19 protein-coding genes are annotated in these 20,062 nt (G+C 46.5%); 12 read left to right on the top strand and 7 right to left on the bottom strand.

All coding sequences use genetic code 11. The features are described from left to right. Window positions 1–12 precede the first annotated feature (12 nt). Window positions 13–717, bottom strand: a complete 705-nt coding sequence (locus AC4G47_RS24140) for an AIM24 family protein (protein ID WP_458125621.1) — start codon at window positions 715–717, stop codon at window positions 13–15. An 18-nt stretch (window positions 718–735) separates the two neighbouring features. Then, window positions 736–1,191 carry a hypothetical protein gene (locus AC4G47_RS24135; protein ID WP_491103091.1) on the bottom strand — a complete coding sequence of 152 codons (456 nt, stop codon included), beginning with the start codon at window positions 1,189–1,191 and terminating at the stop codon, window positions 736–738. A gap of 331 nt (window positions 1,192–1,522) precedes the next feature. Here AC4G47_RS24135 and AC4G47_RS24130 point away from each other — a divergent pair, with 331 nt between their 5' ends. From AC4G47_RS24130 to AC4G47_RS24120, 3 genes are all read left to right on the top strand, one after another. After that, the gene (locus AC4G47_RS24130; protein WP_491103089.1) at window positions 1,523–1,690 is read left to right on the top strand and encodes a hypothetical protein; all 168 of its coding nucleotides are present in this window, start codon (window positions 1,523–1,525) and stop codon (window positions 1,688–1,690) included. Between the two features lie 207 nt (window positions 1,691–1,897). Continuing rightward, window positions 1,898–2,602 carry a hypothetical protein gene (locus tag AC4G47_RS24125; protein ID WP_458125624.1) on the top strand — a complete coding sequence of 235 codons (705 nt, stop codon included), beginning with the start codon at window positions 1,898–1,900 and terminating at the stop codon, window positions 2,600–2,602. Window positions 2,603–2,753: 151 nt separating this feature from the next. Beyond that, complete coding sequence (locus tag AC4G47_RS24120; protein ID WP_491103088.1) at window positions 2,754–3,725, top strand: helix-turn-helix transcriptional regulator; 972 nt, start codon at window positions 2,754–2,756, stop codon at window positions 3,723–3,725. A 67-nt stretch (window positions 3,726–3,792) separates the two neighbouring features. On the opposite strand, the gene AC4G47_RS24115 is transcribed toward AC4G47_RS24120, so the two are convergent. Next, window positions 3,793–4,464 (bottom strand): 3'-5' exonuclease, encoded by a 672-nt coding sequence (locus AC4G47_RS24115; RefSeq protein WP_458125626.1) that lies wholly within the window; start codon window positions 4,462–4,464, stop codon window positions 3,793–3,795. Between the two features lie 493 nt (window positions 4,465–4,957). On the opposite strand from AC4G47_RS24115, the gene AC4G47_RS24110 reads away from it, so the two are divergent. Beyond that, entirely contained in the window at window positions 4,958–6,742 is a 1,785-nt protein-coding gene (locus AC4G47_RS24110) for a proline--tRNA ligase (RefSeq protein ID WP_491103086.1), read from the top strand. A 567-nt stretch (window positions 6,743–7,309) separates the two neighbouring features. On the opposite strand, the gene AC4G47_RS24105 is transcribed toward AC4G47_RS24110, so the two are convergent. The 3 genes from AC4G47_RS24105 to AC4G47_RS24095 all read right to left on the bottom strand — a co-directional run bounded on the left by AC4G47_RS24105 (window position 7,310) and on the right by AC4G47_RS24095 (window position 10,193). Continuing rightward, a complete protein-coding gene (locus AC4G47_RS24105; protein ID WP_491103085.1) occupies window positions 7,310–9,109 on the bottom strand; it encodes a 5'-nucleotidase C-terminal domain-containing protein in 1,800 nt (599 codons plus the stop codon). Window positions 9,110–9,290: 181 nt separating this feature from the next. Further along, window positions 9,291–9,707: an ImmA/IrrE family metallo-endopeptidase gene (locus tag AC4G47_RS24100; RefSeq protein WP_101314157.1), complete on the bottom strand. Its 417-nt coding sequence runs from the start codon at window positions 9,705–9,707 to the stop codon at window positions 9,291–9,293. A gap of 42 nt (window positions 9,708–9,749) precedes the next feature. Then, complete coding sequence (locus AC4G47_RS24095; RefSeq protein ID WP_458127178.1) at window positions 9,750–10,193, bottom strand: helix-turn-helix domain-containing protein; 444 nt, start codon at window positions 10,191–10,193, stop codon at window positions 9,750–9,752. A gap of 784 nt (window positions 10,194–10,977) precedes the next feature. Between AC4G47_RS24095 and AC4G47_RS24090 the strand changes: the two genes are divergently transcribed. The 7 genes from AC4G47_RS24090 to AC4G47_RS24060 all read left to right on the top strand — a co-directional run bounded on the left by AC4G47_RS24090 (window position 10,978) and on the right by AC4G47_RS24060 (window position 17,152). Further along, entirely contained in the window at window positions 10,978–11,460 is a 483-nt protein-coding gene (locus AC4G47_RS24090; RefSeq protein ID WP_458125630.1) for an ArpU family phage packaging/lysis transcriptional regulator, read from the top strand. A gap of 55 nt (window positions 11,461–11,515) precedes the next feature. Beyond that, window positions 11,516–13,228 (top strand): GAF domain-containing sensor histidine kinase, encoded by a 1,713-nt coding sequence (locus tag AC4G47_RS24085; RefSeq protein ID WP_491103084.1) that lies wholly within the window; start codon window positions 11,516–11,518, stop codon window positions 13,226–13,228. Between the two features lie 19 nt (window positions 13,229–13,247). Next, a complete protein-coding gene (locus tag AC4G47_RS24080) occupies window positions 13,248–13,982 on the top strand; it encodes a response regulator (RefSeq protein ID WP_491103083.1) in 735 nt (244 codons plus the stop codon). A 186-nt stretch (window positions 13,983–14,168) separates the two neighbouring features. Then, window positions 14,169–14,744, top strand: a complete 576-nt coding sequence (locus tag AC4G47_RS24075) for an NADPH-dependent FMN reductase (RefSeq protein WP_491103081.1) — start codon at window positions 14,169–14,171, stop codon at window positions 14,742–14,744. A 52-nt stretch (window positions 14,745–14,796) separates the two neighbouring features. Continuing rightward, complete coding sequence (locus tag AC4G47_RS24070; protein WP_491103079.1) at window positions 14,797–15,255, top strand: VOC family protein; 459 nt, start codon at window positions 14,797–14,799, stop codon at window positions 15,253–15,255. Beyond that, complete coding sequence (locus AC4G47_RS24065) at window positions 15,252–15,887, top strand: VOC family protein (RefSeq protein ID WP_491103077.1); 636 nt, start codon at window positions 15,252–15,254, stop codon at window positions 15,885–15,887. The genes AC4G47_RS24070 and AC4G47_RS24065 overlap by 4 nt, the downstream gene beginning before the upstream one ends. Before the next feature lie 305 nt (window positions 15,888–16,192). Beyond that, entirely contained in the window at window positions 16,193–17,152 is a 960-nt protein-coding gene (locus AC4G47_RS24060) for a hypothetical protein (RefSeq protein WP_458125636.1), read from the top strand. Between the two features lie 108 nt (window positions 17,153–17,260). Here AC4G47_RS24060 and AC4G47_RS24055 read toward each other — a convergent pair whose 3' ends face one another. Further along, complete coding sequence (locus AC4G47_RS24055) at window positions 17,261–17,743, bottom strand: hypothetical protein (protein WP_491103076.1); 483 nt, start codon at window positions 17,741–17,743, stop codon at window positions 17,261–17,263. Between the two features lie 346 nt (window positions 17,744–18,089). Here AC4G47_RS24055 and AC4G47_RS24050 point away from each other — a divergent pair, with 346 nt between their 5' ends. Beyond that, on the top strand, window positions 18,090–19,940 hold the full coding sequence (locus AC4G47_RS24050) for a DUF4127 family protein (protein ID WP_491103075.1): 1,851 nt from the start codon (window positions 18,090–18,092) through the stop codon (window positions 19,938–19,940). Window positions 19,941–20,062: the final 122 nt, after the last annotated feature.

Genomic DNA, 20,062 nt, shown 5'->3' with positions numbered 1-20,062 from the left:
TCCTATAACAGCTTATTTGATCAGTACATTGCCGAAAGGAATCACTTCTTTCAGGATTCGTTTGAACAATCCCTCATCGTTGAGATCCTGTTCCAGTCGATGATTCTCCCGCCCAGCTTGGAAGAGTACCGAGCCATGTCCTGTCATCTTCCAATGATAATTCATATGCTGACTGGCAAGGTTGTTACCATATACCGTGAGTTCCAGATGTGCATTTTCGGGATAGGCAATTATGCTACCAGCATCCACATAAAGCGGGGCAGTTGGGTGTAGTTCCTGCTGGCAGACCTGACCCTGGGTGAGCAATCCGATTTTTCCTTTGCCGGAAAATTTCATTTTTACTGCATCGCGGGTGATCAGCATGTTTTTGATTTTCAGAATTTTGGTATGCATGGTTACACCATCAGAGTAGAAGAACAGGTGGCGGAAGTCATAGAGCAGATCACTATCCTCCGTGAGCTCCACTTCCTTCATGGTGAATCCGGGAGGCAGGGCGGCCACAAATTGGCAAGGTCCGGTGATTTCGGATTTAATCAGCTTTTTTTTGCGATATATGCCCGTGATATTCATGAATTTATCATTGCGGCTACCACTCGGACCGCGGAAGGCGACAATCTGCTGCGGATGCAAAATATGAAGGCGGTCATCTTGAATCAGTGAGAACGTAACAACTTGTCCAGCTCCGCCTGCTTCAGCATTGTTCAGGTGTATGTTCATGCAGTTGCTCCTGTTCTTTTATACTCGGCCCGAACGGCGACGCATTCCCCAACGCATCACACGAATCAGAATAAAATAACCCAATATGAGTGAAACGACAGTGATAATCATCGTCTGAATTCGTTTGCTGGCAGCCGCTTTGGCATTCTGGTCATCCTGCAGTTTACTTACCATTTCAGTAAGTTTCTGGTTCTGAGCCAGCAGTTGTTCGTTCTGGGTCTTGAATGCTTCGACATTGGCCTGGGCTTGTCCCAATTGGGCAGACGTTTGATTTAGTTGCTCCATCGTTTGCTTGTAACTTTCCTGCAGAGCGTTCACTTCTCCGGGCAGTTCGGAGACTCGCTCCCATCCGCTATATATATCAGTGAAAATATTGGCACTGGCTGCACTTACTGTGGATGCTATTGAAACGGTAAATAGAATGCATGTTATGAATAACACCCGAATGAAATAACCCTGAGTGGATTTTGGCATCGTTAACACCTCTTTCTTCGGTTAGATATGTCGATCGCCGAATTCGTCGTCTATTGTTGAAATACGGCTCTTACATTATACGTCAAAATCGGGACGATGGGTTCAAGATGATATCGTTTTATTACCCGAAATATTTAAAATTATTTGTCGTAAGAGCTGTTTAGCTTATAAATCTGTGGGGTAATAGTACGATAGGCAAGCACACCGGACCGTTTTAACAGATCTTTTACTTCAGTTCCGGGTGCATGCTATTCACAAATACGCAATTTAATGAAAGATACCAATATATCCGATTGAATATAAGATCGTGAACATGAAGGAGTAGAAACATATGTATACAGCAGATCAGAACACATCAACCAAAACCATTATGATCACTGTTAACGGAGAGCCAGTGGGACGTAAGCTGGTCATTGACAGTGTCACCTATGCTCCGGTAACCGAAGCAGATAACGCACGATATTTACACAAAATGGGAAACGATCATCCTACTGTTTAATTTGGGACTTGTCATAGATAAGTGATTGAAAAGCTTGGCATAGCGCCAGGCTTTTTCGTCGTTTATTGTCGTATTGAGACGGATTTAGGGATGTAAAACTAATATATTGGAAAAATTTAATGCGAACATGTGTTCCGTGACAATATAGTGTCCATTCACCCTGATAACTTAGAAGATAATACACATAAATCGGGGGAGAGACTACCAGTGAACTCAGTCTTTGAAGTATCTTATTCGTGGAATAAAGAGGCCATACCGACAGGGGGAGCCGACCCCGTATATATGATGGTAGAGTGGCGTAACGGTGCCCCTGCCAAAAGACTTAGGAAAATAGCACCCAAAATTGTATCAAGAGATTTGGAACTTTTGCTCAAACCGGAATTTGGAGTACAGCTAAAAGGCATTTATGGATGTCGTTCCAAAGAAACGGATATTGGCTGGTTACTAAGGCTTGGCGATATGTACAAGGGGGAAAGCAAACAAATTTTGCTTGAATTCGTCATGGGACCCCGTGTATCAGGAAAAGCTGCCGTATGTTCAGCCTATTGGAGCACAAGAAAGTTGAAGCAAAGTCAACGCGTATTGTTACGCAGAGAACAGTTGTATATTCAGTACACCAGTCATCTGGGCATGTTGCGCCAGCCGGAAGATCCCAAGGTGGAGAAGACGATCAAATTAAGTGAAACCGTGCCCCTGATCAAACAAGCCCTGCGCGCCTATGAAAGAGGCCGGGTTCAAGAGGGAAGCAATATGTTGCGTCGTCATGCAGATGCGCTGTTAATCGAAGCTGCGCGGAAGCAGGATTTGGACTATTACGCAGAAGCCGAGATCGTTGAAAAGCTGCGTTATCACTATGGGATCACGTTTACAACCGGATATCATGACCGTGAAAAAAAGATACTAGGGGAATAGGGTTGATTTCAGATGGTAACGGTATAGAGAGAGTCTACATATTTGAAGGTGAAGTTTAGGAGAAGGTCGAATGTATGTATCAATATCATATTAAACAATGGATGGAGTTGTATCAAATTTATTGAAACAACATCGTGGAGGGTCCGGCAAAATGACAGACCGACTAATCCGATTAATGCGCATTATAACGCTGGTACAGGCCAAGCCGGGCATTCTGGCACGTGAGCTTGCTGAGCGGTGCGAGACGACGGAAAGGACGATATACCGCGACATGGAGGCCCTCAGTGCAATGCATATCCCGATCGCCAATATGGGACACGGGCAAGGGTACATGTTTATCAGCCATTTTGCCATGTATCCGCTAAATTGGTCTGATGAAGAAGCTCAAGCTTTCATGCATCTTGCTGAAGTTATGGAGAATATTCGTCCTTTGCTGAAACCTGCTTTTGAGAGCGCTTATGAGAAAGTGGTTGCTGCGAGTCAGAAAAACAAAACAGAACGAGTGGAACGGTCGGAGCAAATTAATAGCTTGTTTAAACTGGGATTGCCTATATGGCAAAATGAGAGAAACGATCCCCAGAATCAATCCCTAATTACCTTGCTTCAGGCCGGCATTTCACAGAACACCATTGAAGGGGAATATCTGTCTCAAGGTAAAAAAGGGATCGTACGCTTAGATCCTTACTGTCTTATCCCTCGTGATTACAGATTTGAGCTGTTAGCGTATTGCCACCTGTCGGAGAAAATACGAATATTTCAGGTGAGTCGGTTGCAGCGGATACGGATATTGCCACGCACGTTTCGCAAAGAGGATTATCTCATACAATCGCACTTCCGCATTCCTTGGGCATACGAGGGGAGTACGGAGTGGACTGTGTTCAAAATTCGATTTTCACCCCATGCTGTGGAGCGTGTGATGCAGGAGCAATTCTTTATACGCCCCATCTTAACCATAGAACCGGAAGGCAGCCTGTTATTTGAAGCCATATTAAGTGATGTTGAGGAGATTCTCGCATGGGTGTCTAAATATGGACCTGATGCGGAAATCCTCGAACCTGAGGTCTGCCGCATCATGATGAAAGAACGCCTGAACAGTTGGCAACAAATGTACGATAGAAATTGAGATTCGTATGCAATCTGAAGCAAGAACACGAATATCAAAACACCAAAAATTTCCGAGCTGTGGCTGGCTATTCTTTGGTTTTGAAAAGACTTGCCAGATTGCCAAAAGGTGATTCTTTCTCTTCATCTTCTGTGGAGCTGGAATAGACGACCTTTGATGCAATGCCCTCATCGTCCGCTGCACAGTTGTTTTCCAGCGTGAATCGGTCAAATTGATGCATGAACACCTTGGCTGTGTTGATGGCATCATCCAAAGCCCGGTGCTGGGTACCATCGAATTCGATGCCGCAGATTTCAAGAGCCTGCGCGAGTCCGAGTTGACGGAACTTACCCTCTTTGCGAACGGTGCGGGACCATTGCTGCTGGAGATCGTTATGATTGGTAATCCAGGCCACATCGAGCTGGTGCGTACGACAATGAGAGATCAGTTTGCTGCGGTCATCGGGTCCCCAGGAACACATGTAATAGGATTCGCTTCCCATCCAGGCGATGAATTGATTCAGTGCTGCGGGAAAAAGAGGGGCTGCATCAATATCTTTCTGCGTGATGCCTGTGAACTGGATCGTGTCGGTAGACAGGACGGATTTGTTGGAAGGACGAACGTACGTATGGAATGTATCCGTAACGGCCAATCCATCCGCACTTTCCGTAACTTTGACGGCACCGATATCAATAATTTCAGATGAATAGCGAGTATTGCGGCTTACTGTGAATTCAAGATCATATATAATATATGGCATAGGACAAGCTCCTTTATCAATTAATACCAAGGGTATATTTCTATTTCTCTATATTACAGGGAACGCGCTGTCGTGTCAGCCATCGTTGCGGAATTCATTGTACTTTATGTTAACTCGGTATGGTTGACAATTTCTTGTAAATGAACTAATGTGATCAAAAATGATAACAGCGTTATAACGAGGACATGATTGCGTTAGTCAGCTTCAACAGAGAGGGAACAGTGTGGTGCAAGGTTCCTGTGGCTGCTTCGTAATTCCTACCTCGCAAGCTGCGGAAGAGAATGCCCGTCCAGGGTTGCAACCTCCGCCGGAAGGGCCCGTTATGCTCCGTAGGACTGCATGTCACAGATCGCATAGATTGCGAGCGAATGGTTTAAAGTGCAGTTAAACAAGGGTGGTACCACGACACATTCGTCCCTTGACGGATGTGTCTTTTTGCTGTTTATAACTCTAGATAACCAATAACCATGAGAAAGATTAGGAGTGTGTTTAGATGCGTCAAAGTGAAATGCTTGTTCCAACATTACGTGAAGCGCCAGCGGAGGCAGATGCGGCGGGACATCGCTGGTTACTGCGTTCCGGTATGATTCGCCAACTGGCCGCGGGAATTTACAGTTATCTGCCACTTGGGCGGCGTATATTGTTGAACGTTGAACGGATCGTTCGAGAAGAGATGGATCGTGCAGGGTGTCAGGAAGTATTGCTGCCAATTATGCAGCCTGCCGAGCTGTGGGAAGAATCCGGAAGATACACACAGTATGGTCCTGAATTGATGCGTCTGAAGGATCGTCATGCACGAGAATTTGCCCTTGGACCAACGCATGAAGAAGTTGTAACTGCGTTAGCTCGGGACGAGGTGAGTTCGTATCGTAAGCTGCCATTCACCCTGTATCAGATTGGAACCAAGTTCAGGGATGAACGCCGTCCGCGATTTGGATTGCTGCGCGGGCGTGAATTCATCATGAAAGATGCATACTCTTTTGCTTCGGATTGGGAAGAGCTTGACCGTACCTATCAGGCGATGAATACAGCTTATAGTCGCATTCTGGAGCGTTGTGGTCTTGACTATATCCGTGTTGAGGCGGACGCGGGAACGATTGGCGGTCAAGGGGAAACACACGAGTTCATGGCTCTTGCTGACGTGGGTGAGGACACGATTGTAACCTGCAAACAGTGTGGATATGCTGCAAACTTGGAGAAAGCTGATTATCAGACTTTCGGAGATATTGGGGAAAAAGAAGGAAGCTCAGAAGTTCCACCTGTCTCTGCGAGTGCAAACTCCGCGCTTCAAACGGATAAGCATGCAGGAGATGAAGAGGTAATACGCATCTCCACACCTGGGGTTCGTACGATCGCAGAGTTAAGTGTCTTTGTGGGCGAAGGTGCTGAACATATGATCAAAACGCTGCTTTATGTGGCAGATGGTCAGCTTGTCGCTGCGCTGGTGCGTGGAGACCATGAACTGAATGACATCGCACTGAAGCAGGTGTTGGGTGTAGAGGAACTGATCCTTGCAGACGATGCAGCCATTGCGGCACATCCAAGCTTGAAGGTAGGTTTTCTGGGTCCGATTGGACTGAATCTGCCGATGGTAGTGGACGCTGACGTGGCAGTGATGAAGAGCGCAATTACAGGAGCCAATGAAGTGGATATGCATGTTTCTGGCGTACGCCCAGGGATTGATTTTGCAATGGAGCGAGTAGAACGAATTCGCTTTGCTGCTGAAGGGGATGCTTGCCCAACATGTGCATCGCCACTTGTGTTTACCAAAGGCATCGAGGTTGGACACATATTCAAATTGGGAACGAAATACAGTGATGCCATGGGTGCCTCCTTCCTGGATCGCAATGGTCGCCAGTGCGCACCAGTCATGGGATGTTACGGAATTGGCGTATCCCGCCTGATGGCCGCGATAGCTGAACAATATGCAGGAGATGAAGGCATAAGATGGCCTGCCGCTGTGGCGCCATATGATGTGCATCTGATTACAGTAAGTTGGAAGGATGAGCAGCAACGTCAGCTCACCCTTGAACTGGAACAACAATTGGTCGAGGGTGGTTACACGGTATTGGTTGATGACCGGGATGAACGTCCGGGTGTGAAATTCAAGGATGCAGAGTTGATCGGATTGCCTGTGCAGATCGTTATTGGTAGAGGAGCAGCAGAAGAGCAGGTTGAACTGGGGTCACATGCGCTTGCAGCATCAGGTGAATCGAAACGAATGGGAATGACTGCACAGGAAGCTGTGCTTTATGTAAAGGAACAGCTCACTTCCTAGATTCAGGGGATTTGCTAATTATATGAGTTCATATCATAGTACCGATTATAATGCGGTAGATGATTTTGATTGCTGAAATTGCAATGAGAGCAAGAAAAAGAGGGCTACAGGCATATTAAAAAGGCAGAATTTCAGGTATCGTATCATACGAAATAACTATATTCGGGTAGTTGTATTCAGTAAACAAATGATTTTATGATTTAAGGTTTAGAGATGATCTTACTCAGGCAGATTTATGTGCAAGTATGCAATTTTGAGAAGACCAGAGATGTCGAAATTAAATGTATAATAACCGCATGAACACGGTAATTCCGGAGAGTTTTTATATAGTTCGGTGTCGAAGGCATATGATGAGGTTGGTCCATAATGGCCTGGCGGGGATTTATTTTTGCCTCAGATGATTGTCAGGATCAGCAGGATATGTCCACAGGGAATGTTCATGCCTGATGTGGATTGATGTTAAGAACTAATATACAAAAGGGTGTCCCCTTAGCCAGTAATCTGGCTTGGGGACACCCTTTTTGTTATGACAAGATAAATCCGTTATGCTGCTGCTCTGTATTGATCTTAAGAAGCTGCAGGCAATTTCAATTGTTGACCCGGATAGATCCAGTGTGGATTTTTGATATTGTTCAGCTTTTGCAATGCCTTCCAAGTTGTTCCATATTGCTTGGAGATGGAATACAGGGAATCTCCGGATTTCACAACGTGCAGTTTGGCTGGAGCTGGTTTGCTTGGCGTCGGTTTAGACGGTTTTTCCGGTTTTGGTGTTTCTGGTTTTGGCTTGGTTGGAGCTGGTGTTTCGGTTGCCGGAGTTTCTGGCTCTACTGCAGGTTTTTTCGCTTCACTGATCCGACCATCTGTTTTGATGTCTACAGCGCCGAGCTTTTGCATGTAGTTAATCAACGCTTCATCCAACGCGCCGTACATACCTGTTGTAGCATATTTGGTGAACATGGTGTACTCGTCACCGCCAACAGCAGTGAAATCATTGGTTGCCAGCGTGTATGTTGCTTCCGGATCAAGGGCTTTATCGCCAACGGTTACGGAATGTACACGGCTACCTTCTGCAGCGGAAGTGTCGATTTTGAACTTGATGCCAGATACTTGCGGGAATCCACCGCTTGGTTCAGGGTAGGAACCTACACCGACTTCAAGGGCTGCCAGAATATCGGACCCTTTCACTTCAAGGGTTACCACTTGATTACCAAATGGAAGCACAGTGATAACATCACCTTTGGTTACGATACCTTTTTCAATGGAAGCACGGATACCACCACCGTTAGTCAGTGCGATATCGGCGTTGCTGACATCACGAATTGCATCTGCAAGCAGGTCACCCAGATTGGTTTCACCTGCACGTACCTGTTCACGTTTACCCTCAAGCAGAATGGCTGTATTGGCTACTTCTTCTTTCAAAATAGGCTCTTGTTCTTTTTGAATGGAGTCCACGAGAGCCGCGACTTTCTCATTCGGTTTGATGTCTTTTGCTTCAGTTTCATCAATCAAAGTTGCTTGTTTCTTCGTTACTTTACCACCATCTACCCACAGGTCGATGACACCTACGTAGTTAGTGTATTCTCCTGCACTTGCGATCAACGTTCCGTTATCAGACACAAGACCGTCCTGCAGTATTGTGTGGCTGTGACCATCAATGAATACATCGATGCCAGGAACTTCTTTAACTACTTTTAAACTAGTATCCGTGCTGGACGCGTCTTGTCCAAGGTGTCCCAATACCACAACAACATCTACTTTGCTGCGGATCTCGTTCACCAGAACTTTAGCCTCTGCAGATGGGTCTGTAATATCAAGACCTTCTACATTTTTCGGATTCGTTTTGTACATCGTTTCAGGTGTGGACAGGGCAATGATTCCAACCTTTACACCATCAATTTCTTCAATCAGGTAAGGGTCGAAGAGACGAGTTCCGTCTTTTTTCTTCACGTTGGCACTAATCATTGGGAAATTCATCATGTCCGCCAGCTCAAGCAGGCGATCCGAGCCATAGTTGAACTCATGGTTACCCGGTACGATAGCTTGGTAGCCCATTTCATTCATGAGTTTCACGATGCTTTCACCATTCACGAGAGTGGCAAAAGTAGTACCATGTACAGCATCTCCCGCATCAAGCAAGAGTGTATTTGGGTTGTCGCTGCGATATTTGTCAGCGATTCCAGCTACTTTGGCAAAACCCATAGCAGGTGAAGATTCAACTGCGCGAGCATGTGTATCATTCGTATGTAGAATCGTAATGTGTTTGCCTGTGCCCGGCGTGGTGTCCGTTGCAGCCGCGGCAATACCTACACTGCCAAACAGCAAACAGACCGTTAGCAGAAGTGAAACGTAATTCTTCCAGATTTTCATATGAATCCGAAACCTCCCAAAATAATAATCTAATTGAGCGTTTACACAGCTCATGTTGTATTTTAACAGACTATTATGTGGAAATCTCGCGATTTACGTAAAAATAGTTAACCTGAAAGTGACATGTAAATCTTCTAATGGTTAATAGAGATAAAATAATCCTCTTTAAGAACATATGTTCTTAAATGGTGTAAAAAAAATGCTGCGCTTCACGCGGCAGTCCGGTACGTAAACAGAATTTTTCCAAAGATTCATCCGGTTCAGGCATCACGCCGGAGGTTAACAACTGAATGGCAAAACGGTTAGCCTGTCTTTCCAGCTTGCCTGGAGCAAAATAGGAATGTTCCTCCAGAAAGAATCGATTGATTCCTTTATGAAGCCGATCATGGCCAAGCTCATGGGCACATACGAACCGTTGCCATTCCGGCGGCAAATCATTGTGTATGACGATAAACCTGCGCCGGAGCTTTCGAAAGTACAGTCCTTTGGTAGACTTCCCCAAATTGGTGAAACGAATCTGTATTCCAACCGCGCGGGCAATGCTGAAAGGGCAGTTGGTCCGGTGTTTTCGAATCAGTTTTGTTACGATGTCATCCATATGATCTCACCTGCTGCCTTATTAAATTCAGTTCGTCGTTCCTCATGGGCGCTTGTCCGATTCATCTGTCTTTTTGCGTTTGTTCATCTGTTTGGCTTCCCAGAACAGACCTGTCAGCACATCCTTAATTCGTTTTTTGTCATCTTCATCGAGTGGAATGCCGTCAAACATCAGATCATCATCGTCTTCCAGCATCTTTTTAAAATCACGACGGTCTTTGTATGTAGCCCATTCCGGCACATTCTGAAGTTCAGTGGAACTCCCTGGTTCAATATAGCCGGCATGCTTCATCATCTCTGTATAGGGAACCGAGAGTGCATCTGAGATTTTGCGGATGGTCGCAGGTTTGGGCACACCCCGGACCCCGTTCTCAATGCGTGAAATCTGTGAGTTGCTTATTCCGGCTGCTTCGGCGAGCTGATTGATGCTATATCCCTGTTGCTCGCGCAGTTGTTTCATATAAGGACCAAAAGCGTGCTCCACAATTCATGCCACTCCTTCGATTCGTACAAGTGCTTGAGATATAAATTAAACCATTGATGTCATTAAGACACTTCGAGTCCAGAAAACCTTTCGATTGCTGTTATCCCCAGATTTCTTTAGTTTACTTTCAAAAGGTTGAAATCTGGTGATAAAGGCAAACGCTGCGCTTCTCCAGGTCTTTTCTGTCCTCTTCGTTCTCATGTCATATACAAATTTAAATTATAAAAATCAAATGACTTGTACGGAAGTTCATTAATTAAACAGTACTATAACGTATATATACCATTAGGTAAAGAGATATGAAACAATTATGCCAAAAGGCATAGGAAATGAGAGCGAAGGTTTTATTTTATCGTCAAAACGAACCAAAATGAAGGTTTACTCCGATCTCCAGAAAGTGGTATCCTCAAATAGAAATACGAACAATATACGAACAAAATGTAAAGTTGAGACAGGTTGGAGTTTTAGAGATTACCTTCTTAAAGATGGAACTCCCCGGATTATAGCGGTTTGGATTGATTCCAAAAGGCAACAGGGAAAATTGAAGAATTATCGTTACTTTTTTGGAGAACTGGACAACTCTATGAATAAGAGCCTTTTGCAATCGTCGAAAGAACGATGGCAAAGCAATATCATGTGAACGATAGAGTGACTTGAATTGATTAATGAGAAGAAGTGCGGGAGATGAGATGGTTGCATGTTTAACTAGATTGTTCTGTCATCCAAGTGAACATGCGGAACCAGTTGATATTCATTTTATAAAGAACACTAAAGGAGGAAAATGATTATGGAATTGATGCTGCCCGAATTGGACCGACGCAAAACGCAAACAGCTGTCGAAGCTGCGCTGGAAAAATACCGAATCTATAAAACCATTGCATTTGAAGAACGAGAGGTTATGGTGACGGCAAGTTATGCCGAGCGTTTCCATGGTACAACCAATGTGACGGGGGATTCCACGGCGAGAACGGCGATCTATAATGTGGACGTACAGCGCGCGCGTCAGGCATACTGCGATACGATTGATTTTATTGTGTCCCGGTTGAGTGAGAAGGAACGTGTACTCGTATGTGAACGGTACTTGAAGGACGATGATGTGTTTGACTATAAAGTGTATAACCATGTGTTTGATCCACCTGTCAGCAAGGATACGTATACGAAGATTCGTACGCGTGCTTTCTACAAAATGGCACTAGCTCTGTCGGACCGCGGACTAATTAATATGGAGCCTTTGTCAGTGTCTCGGAAAGAGCGGCAGAAGCTGGGCTAAGCGAAACGTCTAAGAAGTTGATCCTTTAATATCCAAGGTGGATTGGTTACAATAGTTGAACAAACCACAGTTGGCATCAGTCAAAGGAGAGAAGTCTGCCATGTCGGAAGAACTCGGAATGCAGGAAATGGTCACGCTGAAGACAATCGCGGAAACGCTCAATACGTCCAATGATCTGAGCCTAATGCTGGATACCGTGGTCGGCAAATTACTGGAGTTAACCGGATTAACTGCTGGCTGGGTATTTCTCATTAATGAACGCGGAGATTATACCTGTGTTTCGGATTATAACTTGCCCCCTGCATTACTGCGGAACGATAAAGAGCCGATGCGAACGGGCACTTGCTGGTGTGTGAACCGCTTCAAGGATGGTCGACTGAATCATGCGGTCAACATCATTAACTGTAAACGGCTGGAGGATGCGGTGGAATTCCAATGGGGAGATACTCAGGATGTAACCCATCATGCGACCGTCCCACTGCGATCGGGTGAGAAGATGCTTGGCCTGCTCAACGTTGCCGCACCAGCTAAGGAACATTTCAGCGACAGCGAACTGGCATTGTTACAGGGCGTTGCCTATCAGATCGGTAGTGCAATGGAGCGGATGAGATTGTATCGCGCAGAGCAGCGACGGGCCGACCTGTATGCCGAGCTGGGGGAGTTCAGCGCGGCCTTGGGTCTGGCAGTCAACGAATGCAGTAATTCAGAGGCTTTTTCTTTAAAAGTTGTGCAGCTGCTTGGACAATATTATGACTGGCCTTTGGCAGCTATTATTCAACAGAAAAATGGCGTATATACGGTGCAGGCAGCTTATGCAGGTAGCATCGTTCAAACGTTATCAAGTGCGACTCTATCTTTGGAAGCAGCAAACCACATGAACCGAGTGATCCATAGTCACCGTGCTGCGTCCCTGTCTGCAATAGAAATGACTGAGATTTTCACAGTGTGCGAGCCGGAGAAAACGATAGATATCCTTACTTCGGGAATTGCTGCTCCCCTTCCGTATCATACGCCAGGAGAATCAGGAATTCTGGTGATTGGAGTAGGAACATCAGGTCCTGCTCAGGCAGACCTTGAAGTGCTGGAGGCTTTGGCCGAGCATATTACGGCCTCGTGGGAGAGTCTGAAGCTAGCGGAGAATCGCAATGAGCTGGCACGACTGGAAGAACGTAACCGACTGGCTCGCGATCTGCATGATTCGGTAAATCAGATTCTTTTTTCACTCTCGTTAACCGCTAAAGGTGCAGAAAGTATGTTATCTGGCTCCGAACAGTTACACCCGGCAGCGGAAGCGATGAAGGATATTCGGGTTTTGTCTCAGGAGGCTCTCAAGGAAATGCGTGCATTGATTATGCAGCTTCGGCCCGCGGGACTGGAAGCAGGACTGCTCCATGCGCTACAGGAATATGGCACCAACCAGGGTCTTCAAGTGGTGGTGGATCGGACGGGAATGCGGTCTGTATCACGTAATATAGAAGAAGCATTGTGGCGAATCGGACAAGAAGCGCTGAATAATGTACGGAAACACGCTGGTGTTCCATCTGCTGAAGTCACCCTCAAGTTAAGTGATCATGAAGCGGTGCTCACTATCACAGATCAGGGAACAGGCGGTGCGAAAAGGCCAAAAGTATCTTCTGGAAGCTCGCTGGGCCTGTCCATTATGAAGGAACGGGCTGAATCACTCGGAGGCAGATTAGTAATGGTCAGTTCTTCCCGCAAGGGAACGACAGTAACGGCAGTCATTCCACTTCCGTTCGAATCTGTATAAAAGTTAGGGGGAAGAAGAGATGCCGATTACGATTTTGCTCGCAGATGATCATGCGATGGTGAGACGGGGACTGCACGTTTTTTTGACCACGCAGCAAGACATGGAGGTTGTTGGTGAAGCATCGAACGGGCAGGAAGCTCTGGAGCAGGCGGAAGCGCTAAAACCCGACGTGGTATTAATGGATCTGCATATGCCAGTCATGGACGGAATTGAAACAGCCAGACGTATGCGTACGTTAATGCCAGAAACGCGAATCATTGTGCTCACATCGTTTTCCGATCAGGATCATGTGGTTCCCGCTGTTCGTGCAGGAGTGAAAGGGTATCTGCTTAAGGATATTGAACCGGAGGATCTGGCCGTGGCCATTCGCAATGTGCATGCGGGTCAGGTGGAATTACATCCTGTGGCGGCAGGTCAATTGATGCATGTGATGTCTTCATCCGATTGGTCCATCAATGAACAGCAAACACAGCATATATCAACAGATCGGTCAGTAAACAGTCAATATCAGAAGCCAAGCCAGGCTGGAAAAGCAGCTGAAGCATCCCTTGGTGGTCCGGATATGCTCACTCGTCGTGAACAAGAGGTCTTGGGACTGATTGCTCAAGGGCTGAGCAACAAGGAAATTGCGGTTCAATTGGTTATCACAGAAAAAACGGTCAAAACCCATGTCAGTCATCTGCTGGACAAACTGGGGCTTGCGGATCGGACGCAAGCGGCTCTTCATGCCGTAAGAAATGGCTGGGTCGTCTGACCAATTCCGACATATCTTCATACTTAAGTCGTATAAACTCAACCTAAAGGTTGAGTTTTTTGGTATTTCAAGTTAAGTCTATCTGCTGACGATATGGATGCGGGAGAAAGGTAAGATAAGAGTAGAAATAACAGATCGGTTGGAACATGAGAGCTTGAAGTATTAAAAACAAGGAGAGTGACTTTGATGAATATCGTTATATTGGCAGGTAGTAATCGGAACAATGCAACCAGTACGCGTTTGGGAGAGTATGCTGTGGAGATTAATCGGGGACAGGGACATCAGGCCAGCCTGTTTGATCTGTATCAGACGCCACTTCCATTCTACGCACCAGATGATAAACAGGCGGACCATGAACATCTGGCAGACTTGAATACACGTATGCTCGCGGCAGATGCGATCATCCTGTCTACGCCAGAGTACCATGGGAGTATTAGCGGTGTGCTTAAAAATGCACTGGATCACCTGAGTCAGGCTCATTTCAGTGGCAAGCCCGTCCTGTCGATTAGCTCCTCTGGCGGAGCGGTAGGGGTGAGTTCGCTTTTACAACTGCAAGCGATTGTTCGCAATCTGCATGGCATCAATGCACAGGAGTGGATCTCCATTGGTGGTGCACAGCGCAGACGATTCGAAGCGACATTTGACGGATACGAAGAGTACGAAGACAGTCAGGATATAGAGGACCGAGTTCAGCGGGTCCTTGGATCGTTTTTGAATCTGGCTCAGACGTTAACGAATGCCCGGAACTCATCCATGAGCTAAGAACGAACGAAAGCGACGACGAAAATGGGCAAAGGAAAAGAGGTTGATCATCATGATTACAGGCATATTTGAAACACATTTGAACGTGACGGATCTGGAGAGATCCCATCATTTCTATGAAACGGTCCTGGGTTTACCCCATGCCTACGGGCAGATAGAACGCGGTAATTCCTTCTACTGGATTGGTGGAAAAGGCAATGCCATGCTGGGATTGTGGCAGAAGGAATCTTCCGAGGTGCAGCGTCAGCATTTTGCTTTTCACGTATCTCTGGAGGATATGAAACATGCGGTGGCTCACTTGGAGAACAAAGGGATCAAAACACACAACTTCCTGGATGATGATATCGGTGAACTATATGTCTTCGGCTGGATGCCTGCGGTATCTGTGTATTTTAACGATCCAGATGGTCATTCGCTTGAATTCATCGCGATGCTTCCGGATGAAGCGAAGCCTGAGCTTGGCATGGTGCCATGGAGTCAGTGGGAGGAGATGCAGGAGAAGACCATATGATGATCGAAGAATTACAGATATATACAACACGGCTGGAGGACCTCAAGCGTTTTTATCGCGATACGTTGGGAATGGAGGTATCCAGTGAGACAGATCAGGCTTTCAACCTTCAGGTTGGAAGCACAAAGATGATTTTCAAACCGTGTGAAACAGATCATGAGCCCTTCTATCATGTGGCCTGGTTAATTCCGACGAATCGGTTCAAGGAAGCGAAGCAGTGGGCTGCATCATGTGTTGCCTTAAGCAGGGAAGGAAATCGGGATGAGACGTACTCAGCTAATTGGGACTCTCATTCTGTCTATTTCGAAGATCCGGGAGGCAATATTATCGAGCTGATTGCTCATCATCGTATCCAGAACGAGAGTGACCATGACTTCTCCAGTAAAGATATATTACAGGTGTGTGAGATTGGCCTGGTGACGGATGATGTTCTGTCTGTGGTGAACGAGCTTCAGCAGATTGGACTTGAGCGCTGGTGTGAGGTTAGTGATACCTTTGCCCCTGTTGGGGATGTGCATGGTCTGTTTATTGTGGTCAAGAAGGAACGGACGTGGTTTTTCTCTACGCAAAAAGCACAGATCTATCCGCTGGAAGTGTCCATTCGTGACGTGGGCAGGCTTCGAATGGGCTAAACTTTGCATTCCGGGGCAAAACGGGCATATGTGGAACATTTCCGTCATGTTATAGAAGTAAACGCTTTATTTATTAATTAGGATATATAAGTTGAACTAAATTTACACGATAACGGAGAGGACAGAAAAAACCTGAAAAAGCGAAGCGTTCACATTTATCACCGGATTTTCCCTTAGGAAAGGGAATCGAAAAAATCTGGGGATAACAGTGATTGGAAGGTTGTTCTGTCATCGTAGTGTCAGTGTAAATAATCTTTGTTCAACTTATATAGTTTCTCTGATGGGCTTATATATTATGAAGGGTGGTGGCAAGCTTGGATCGACGTTTATTGGAAGAAGGACTTGCAATTATTGTTTCCAGTCGGGAACGTACAGGAGATCTGTGGCACGCCCATTATGGAGCAGGCGCGATTGCGGCATATTTTTGGGTACGGGAAAATCGTCTCACTGCCCTTGCCGCCGGCAGTGTTACCGCCGAAGCAAAAGCCATGCTTCGCCAGCATGGATTGAGCCCTGGTCAGACCTCTCCGATAGGTGAGATGATGCCCATGGAAGATGCCGAAGCGCGCATTACGGACGCATTGCATCGAACCATTGGAGAGCTGCACTGGGTTGGGCACCAGGCCATCTACGGGGCCATCAGCCTGAAGGCTATTCGCGAACTGGAGGGATGGGGTACGGCTGAAGACATTGGTCGGCTGGTTGAACTGATCGATTCATTCGATCGAACCATCCCGGGAAGATCATGGATGAATACAACCGTGAAAGAAATTCGCAGTCTGAAGCCGGAGATGAGCGATGGTTTCCCTGAGATCGGAGATCCAACGCAGTTGTCACGCTTGATTCTGGATGAGCTTGGTGCGTTCCAGACCATCTATCACGCGGAAGCACATCATGATCTAATTGGTCATATGCTCACCTACGGACATGCGCTTAACATATTATATGAATTGGGTTACCCGGCATTATTTCACAAAGGTATTCCGCCTTTCCTTACTATGGTGAAGGCGCTACGCTTAAGCCGAGATGTGAACAGCGAACAGGAGATGCCAACATTGCAATCCCCTGTAGATCTGCTGCCACTAGCACGAGCGGAAAGGTCGGTGGCGCTGCCCCATGAACTGGAATACTGGCTCACCGATAGACGTTCCCGTGACTGGTACGGAGGTCATGTGTTCAAATTCCCGTTCAGCTTCTATCATCATGCGAAGAACGGGGAGCCTGTGCCGGAAACATGGGAAAATTTTCGTTATATCATCGCGTGAGATAAAAGATACATTTCAGAAGGGGTGTCCGTCAGTTATGAGTTTGACGGAGGACATCCCTTTTTGGCATTATTCTGGTCTACCGAATCGTGGGCAGCCTGCCTCTTTTTAACGGGGCCAAATTTCAAGGATAAACAGGATCAGAATGACTCTGGACACCAGCATGTATGGTGATTTTCGTATAGGCTGACGCGCTGCCCATATTCCCCAGGAACTCATAAGTGCAATACTCCCCCAGAACATGCATAAGGAAACGCCTTCGGGTGTAAATGGAAAGGATAGCTTGGGCAGTCCTGTGTTGCCAGCCCCAAGAAGAACAGTGGTCATATAGACGAGCGCAAGGAAAAGCAGCTCGAAGAGCAGGGTTTGCAGCCAGAAATAATAGATGTTTAACACTCGAAGCATGATGACTGTGATCAGGATAAACAGGATACCAACGGATAAGAACGTTGCCGCGGTCCATCCAATGAGTGATGTCGTTACAACATCTGTTTCCTGATATAAGATGTACATCGTCAACGCATACATGACGGGACCCACCATATAACTGGTGACCGCAATCCAAAGATAGAAGAGATGCCTTTTTTTCATGATCATATCCATCCTTTATTGTACATAGGATTTGAAAAGCTACTTATATCATAAAAACATCATCAGGAATGGTTTGGTTGGATTATCCGGTAGGAGTTCCTCGCAAGAAACCGACTTTTAACCGCTGTGAAGGCGTCAGCAAATAGACTTTATCCGTACGGATTACCGTCAGCGCGAGTGGGAAAAGGCGGTAAGATGGTATTATCGGATCAGCAGCAAGGAAGACACACCGACAGCTCGTACGCTAAAGTACAGACCGGCCCTGGGGCCGGTTTTTTAATTCGGTGATTGCATCCTTGCCCTGATCGGGTAATAAGACTAATTAGATAACAGGAGGCTACGTGATATGAAAACAGTATTGTATGTTCCACTGGATGATCGTCCAGCGAATCTGGATGATGTGATTGTGCAAGGGAAAGCAGCCGGTATCCATATCGTTACACCGAACCTGAGTGATCTTAAGAATCGTCTGGACTCGGAGAAAACCGTAGATGGCACAACGCTGCTCGGTACCTCCACGCCGGTGTATGGGAAACCGTCCAACATTCATGACTTTATTCTGAAACATGCTGCCAAAGTCGATGGATTTATTATTTCATCCGATATGCTCGCCTATGGCGGTCTGATTGGCAGTCGTCAGCTTCGCGAAGATGGGGGAGGTGCCTATCCGGGATATGATGATGAGACTACTCGTTTGCTGGATGTGATCCGGGTGATCAAGCAGAAATATCCACGCAAACCCGTGTACGTGATGGATACGATTATGCGTCTTGCCACGACCTCGTTCGCAGATGGTTTGGCGCTCGATGCATATAATGAGTCCCGTGCGTTAATGCAGCAGCCACGTCAGACGTACACCGAGTTTGACGATATTATTCAAGGGTATAACCTGTCTCCGGATGGGGTGGAATATGGGACAACGACCTATTTTAATAAAGAAGAGTATTACAATACAAGACAACATAAATTCAAAACAAACCTGTACATTCTGGATCAGCTGGCTCGCACAGGTTATATCGATTTCCTCGCGGTTGGAGTGGACGATGCCAACACGCAGGGTGTTCAGATCAATGAAATCAAATATGTGGAAGCACGGATCAATGAATGGCTGGGTGGAACCAATGGACAAAATCCGGATCGTGCTATCATCTTGCCGGATGCGGATGGTCTGGGGCACGCTTTGGTTGCTCGCATGGCTAACCAGTTGTTCCGAGGTGGGGCGAAGACACGTTACGCAGTGAAATATTTTGGTCCTCACGGCAATACCATCATTAACACGTATGAATACATGGATGTACACGAGAATGTAGTTCGTCACGTGGATATTGTAGGTGGTGTACTTGTGGCGGATTCAGCTTATCCTGAACCGGAGGTGGGGACGGATGCAATTGCTAGCGTGGAGAATGAAGAGCTGGTGGCTGTATCAGCCGAGCAAGTTGTCCCGTTTGACATGGCCTCCGAACTGGACCGTATGACGAAGGGTCACCCGGGCAATTCCACAGAGAACACAGGCATCGACATCGAGATTATTGCGATTACCGCTCTGGATCAGTTGCAGGCTGCGTTGGAGCAGTTGACACTAAATGGTGAGCAAGGTCTGCCTTCGGTGTTGATTGATTTTGTGGGTAAAGGACCAGCCAATGTTGATGTTGCTGAAGCGTTGCTGAACAGTCCATATACTGGCCGGGTTCTGGGTTATAGTGCCTGGAATACGCCGGGCAACAAGATCGGTATTGCCGTAGGCATGGGACAGTCGAGGTACGCATTGATCACAACAGAGAAGCATGAACATAAGTTGCGAGATGCGATGAACGCTCACGGGTCGTTGTTGTTTAAGCGTTTCCTGAAGGATTACTACTACAAAGCGGTAGCGATTGCACAGATTCGCACATATTCCCGAGCCCATGCGCTTTATACCAACGTGGCTACCCTTTCGGATCAGAATATGTTGCTGTTCAACTCGGAGGAGGACTATGCCTATTTGCAAACATTGCTCCGTGATTTGATGCAGACTTATACCACGGCGCTTGCGAATAAGACAGCCTTCCAGGCAGGCAATGTGGCGATCAAACAGATCTGTAATGAGGAATTGTCTTATGCGACGTATGGCAGTGCGCTGCTGGAATATGCAAATCCCGATTTCATCTGGGGACGTGCGTTTGAGATTACGTTGAACCCGAAGGTTACTTTGAACTAAACTGTTATCTCACCATGGGTTCCTTATGTTTAGGGTGATCACTGGTATGACTGTACTGCTTAATCTCGCCGTTGTTAAAAATGATGTATTGATACTTCGCTTCCAGTTCATCCGCGAATGTT

This window comes from Paenibacillus sp. Negev47 (assembly GCF_058313655.1).
The sequence above is the reverse complement of the archived record's forward strand: the minus strand, read 5'-3'. Positions and strand labels throughout refer to the sequence as shown.

Bases quoted from the DNA above. Each gene is read 5' to 3' on its own strand.
- AC4G47_RS24055 (WP_491103076.1), bottom strand. From the start codon at position 17,743: ATGAAAAAAAGGCATCTCTTCTATCTTTGGATTGCGGTCACCAGTTAT.
- AC4G47_RS24130 (WP_491103089.1), top strand. From the start codon at position 1,523: ATGTATACAGCAGATCAGAACACATCAACCAAAACCATTATGATCACT.
- AC4G47_RS24105 (WP_491103085.1), bottom strand. From the start codon at position 9,109: ATGAAAATCTGGAAGAATTACGTTTCACTTCTGCTAACGGTCTGTTTG.
- AC4G47_RS24070 (WP_491103079.1), top strand. From the start codon at position 14,797: ATGATTACAGGCATATTTGAAACACATTTGAACGTGACGGATCTGGAG.
- AC4G47_RS24120 (WP_491103088.1), top strand. From the start codon at position 2,754: ATGACAGACCGACTAATCCGATTAATGCGCATTATAACGCTGGTACAG.
- AC4G47_RS24090 (WP_458125630.1), top strand. From the start codon at position 10,978: ATGGAATTGATGCTGCCCGAATTGGACCGACGCAAAACGCAAACAGCT.
- AC4G47_RS24135 (WP_491103091.1), bottom strand. From the start codon at position 1,191: ATGCCAAAATCCACTCAGGGTTATTTCATTCGGGTGTTATTCATAACA.
- AC4G47_RS24080 (WP_491103083.1), top strand. From the start codon at position 13,248: ATGCCGATTACGATTTTGCTCGCAGATGATCATGCGATGGTGAGACGG.
- AC4G47_RS24075 (WP_491103081.1), top strand. From the start codon at position 14,169: ATGAATATCGTTATATTGGCAGGTAGTAATCGGAACAATGCAACCAGT.
- AC4G47_RS24050 (WP_491103075.1), top strand. From the start codon at position 18,090: ATGAAAACAGTATTGTATGTTCCACTGGATGATCGTCCAGCGAATCTG.
- AC4G47_RS24065 (WP_491103077.1), top strand. From the start codon at position 15,252: ATGATGATCGAAGAATTACAGATATATACAACACGGCTGGAGGACCTC.
- AC4G47_RS24115 (WP_458125626.1), bottom strand. From the start codon at position 4,464: ATGCCATATATTATATATGATCTTGAATTCACAGTAAGCCGCAATACT.
- AC4G47_RS24100 (WP_101314157.1), bottom strand. From the start codon at position 9,707: ATGGATGACATCGTAACAAAACTGATTCGAAAACACCGGACCAACTGC.
- AC4G47_RS24140 (WP_458125621.1), bottom strand. From the start codon at position 717: ATGAACATACACCTGAACAATGCTGAAGCAGGCGGAGCTGGACAAGTT.
- AC4G47_RS24110 (WP_491103086.1), top strand. From the start codon at position 4,958: ATGCGTCAAAGTGAAATGCTTGTTCCAACATTACGTGAAGCGCCAGCG.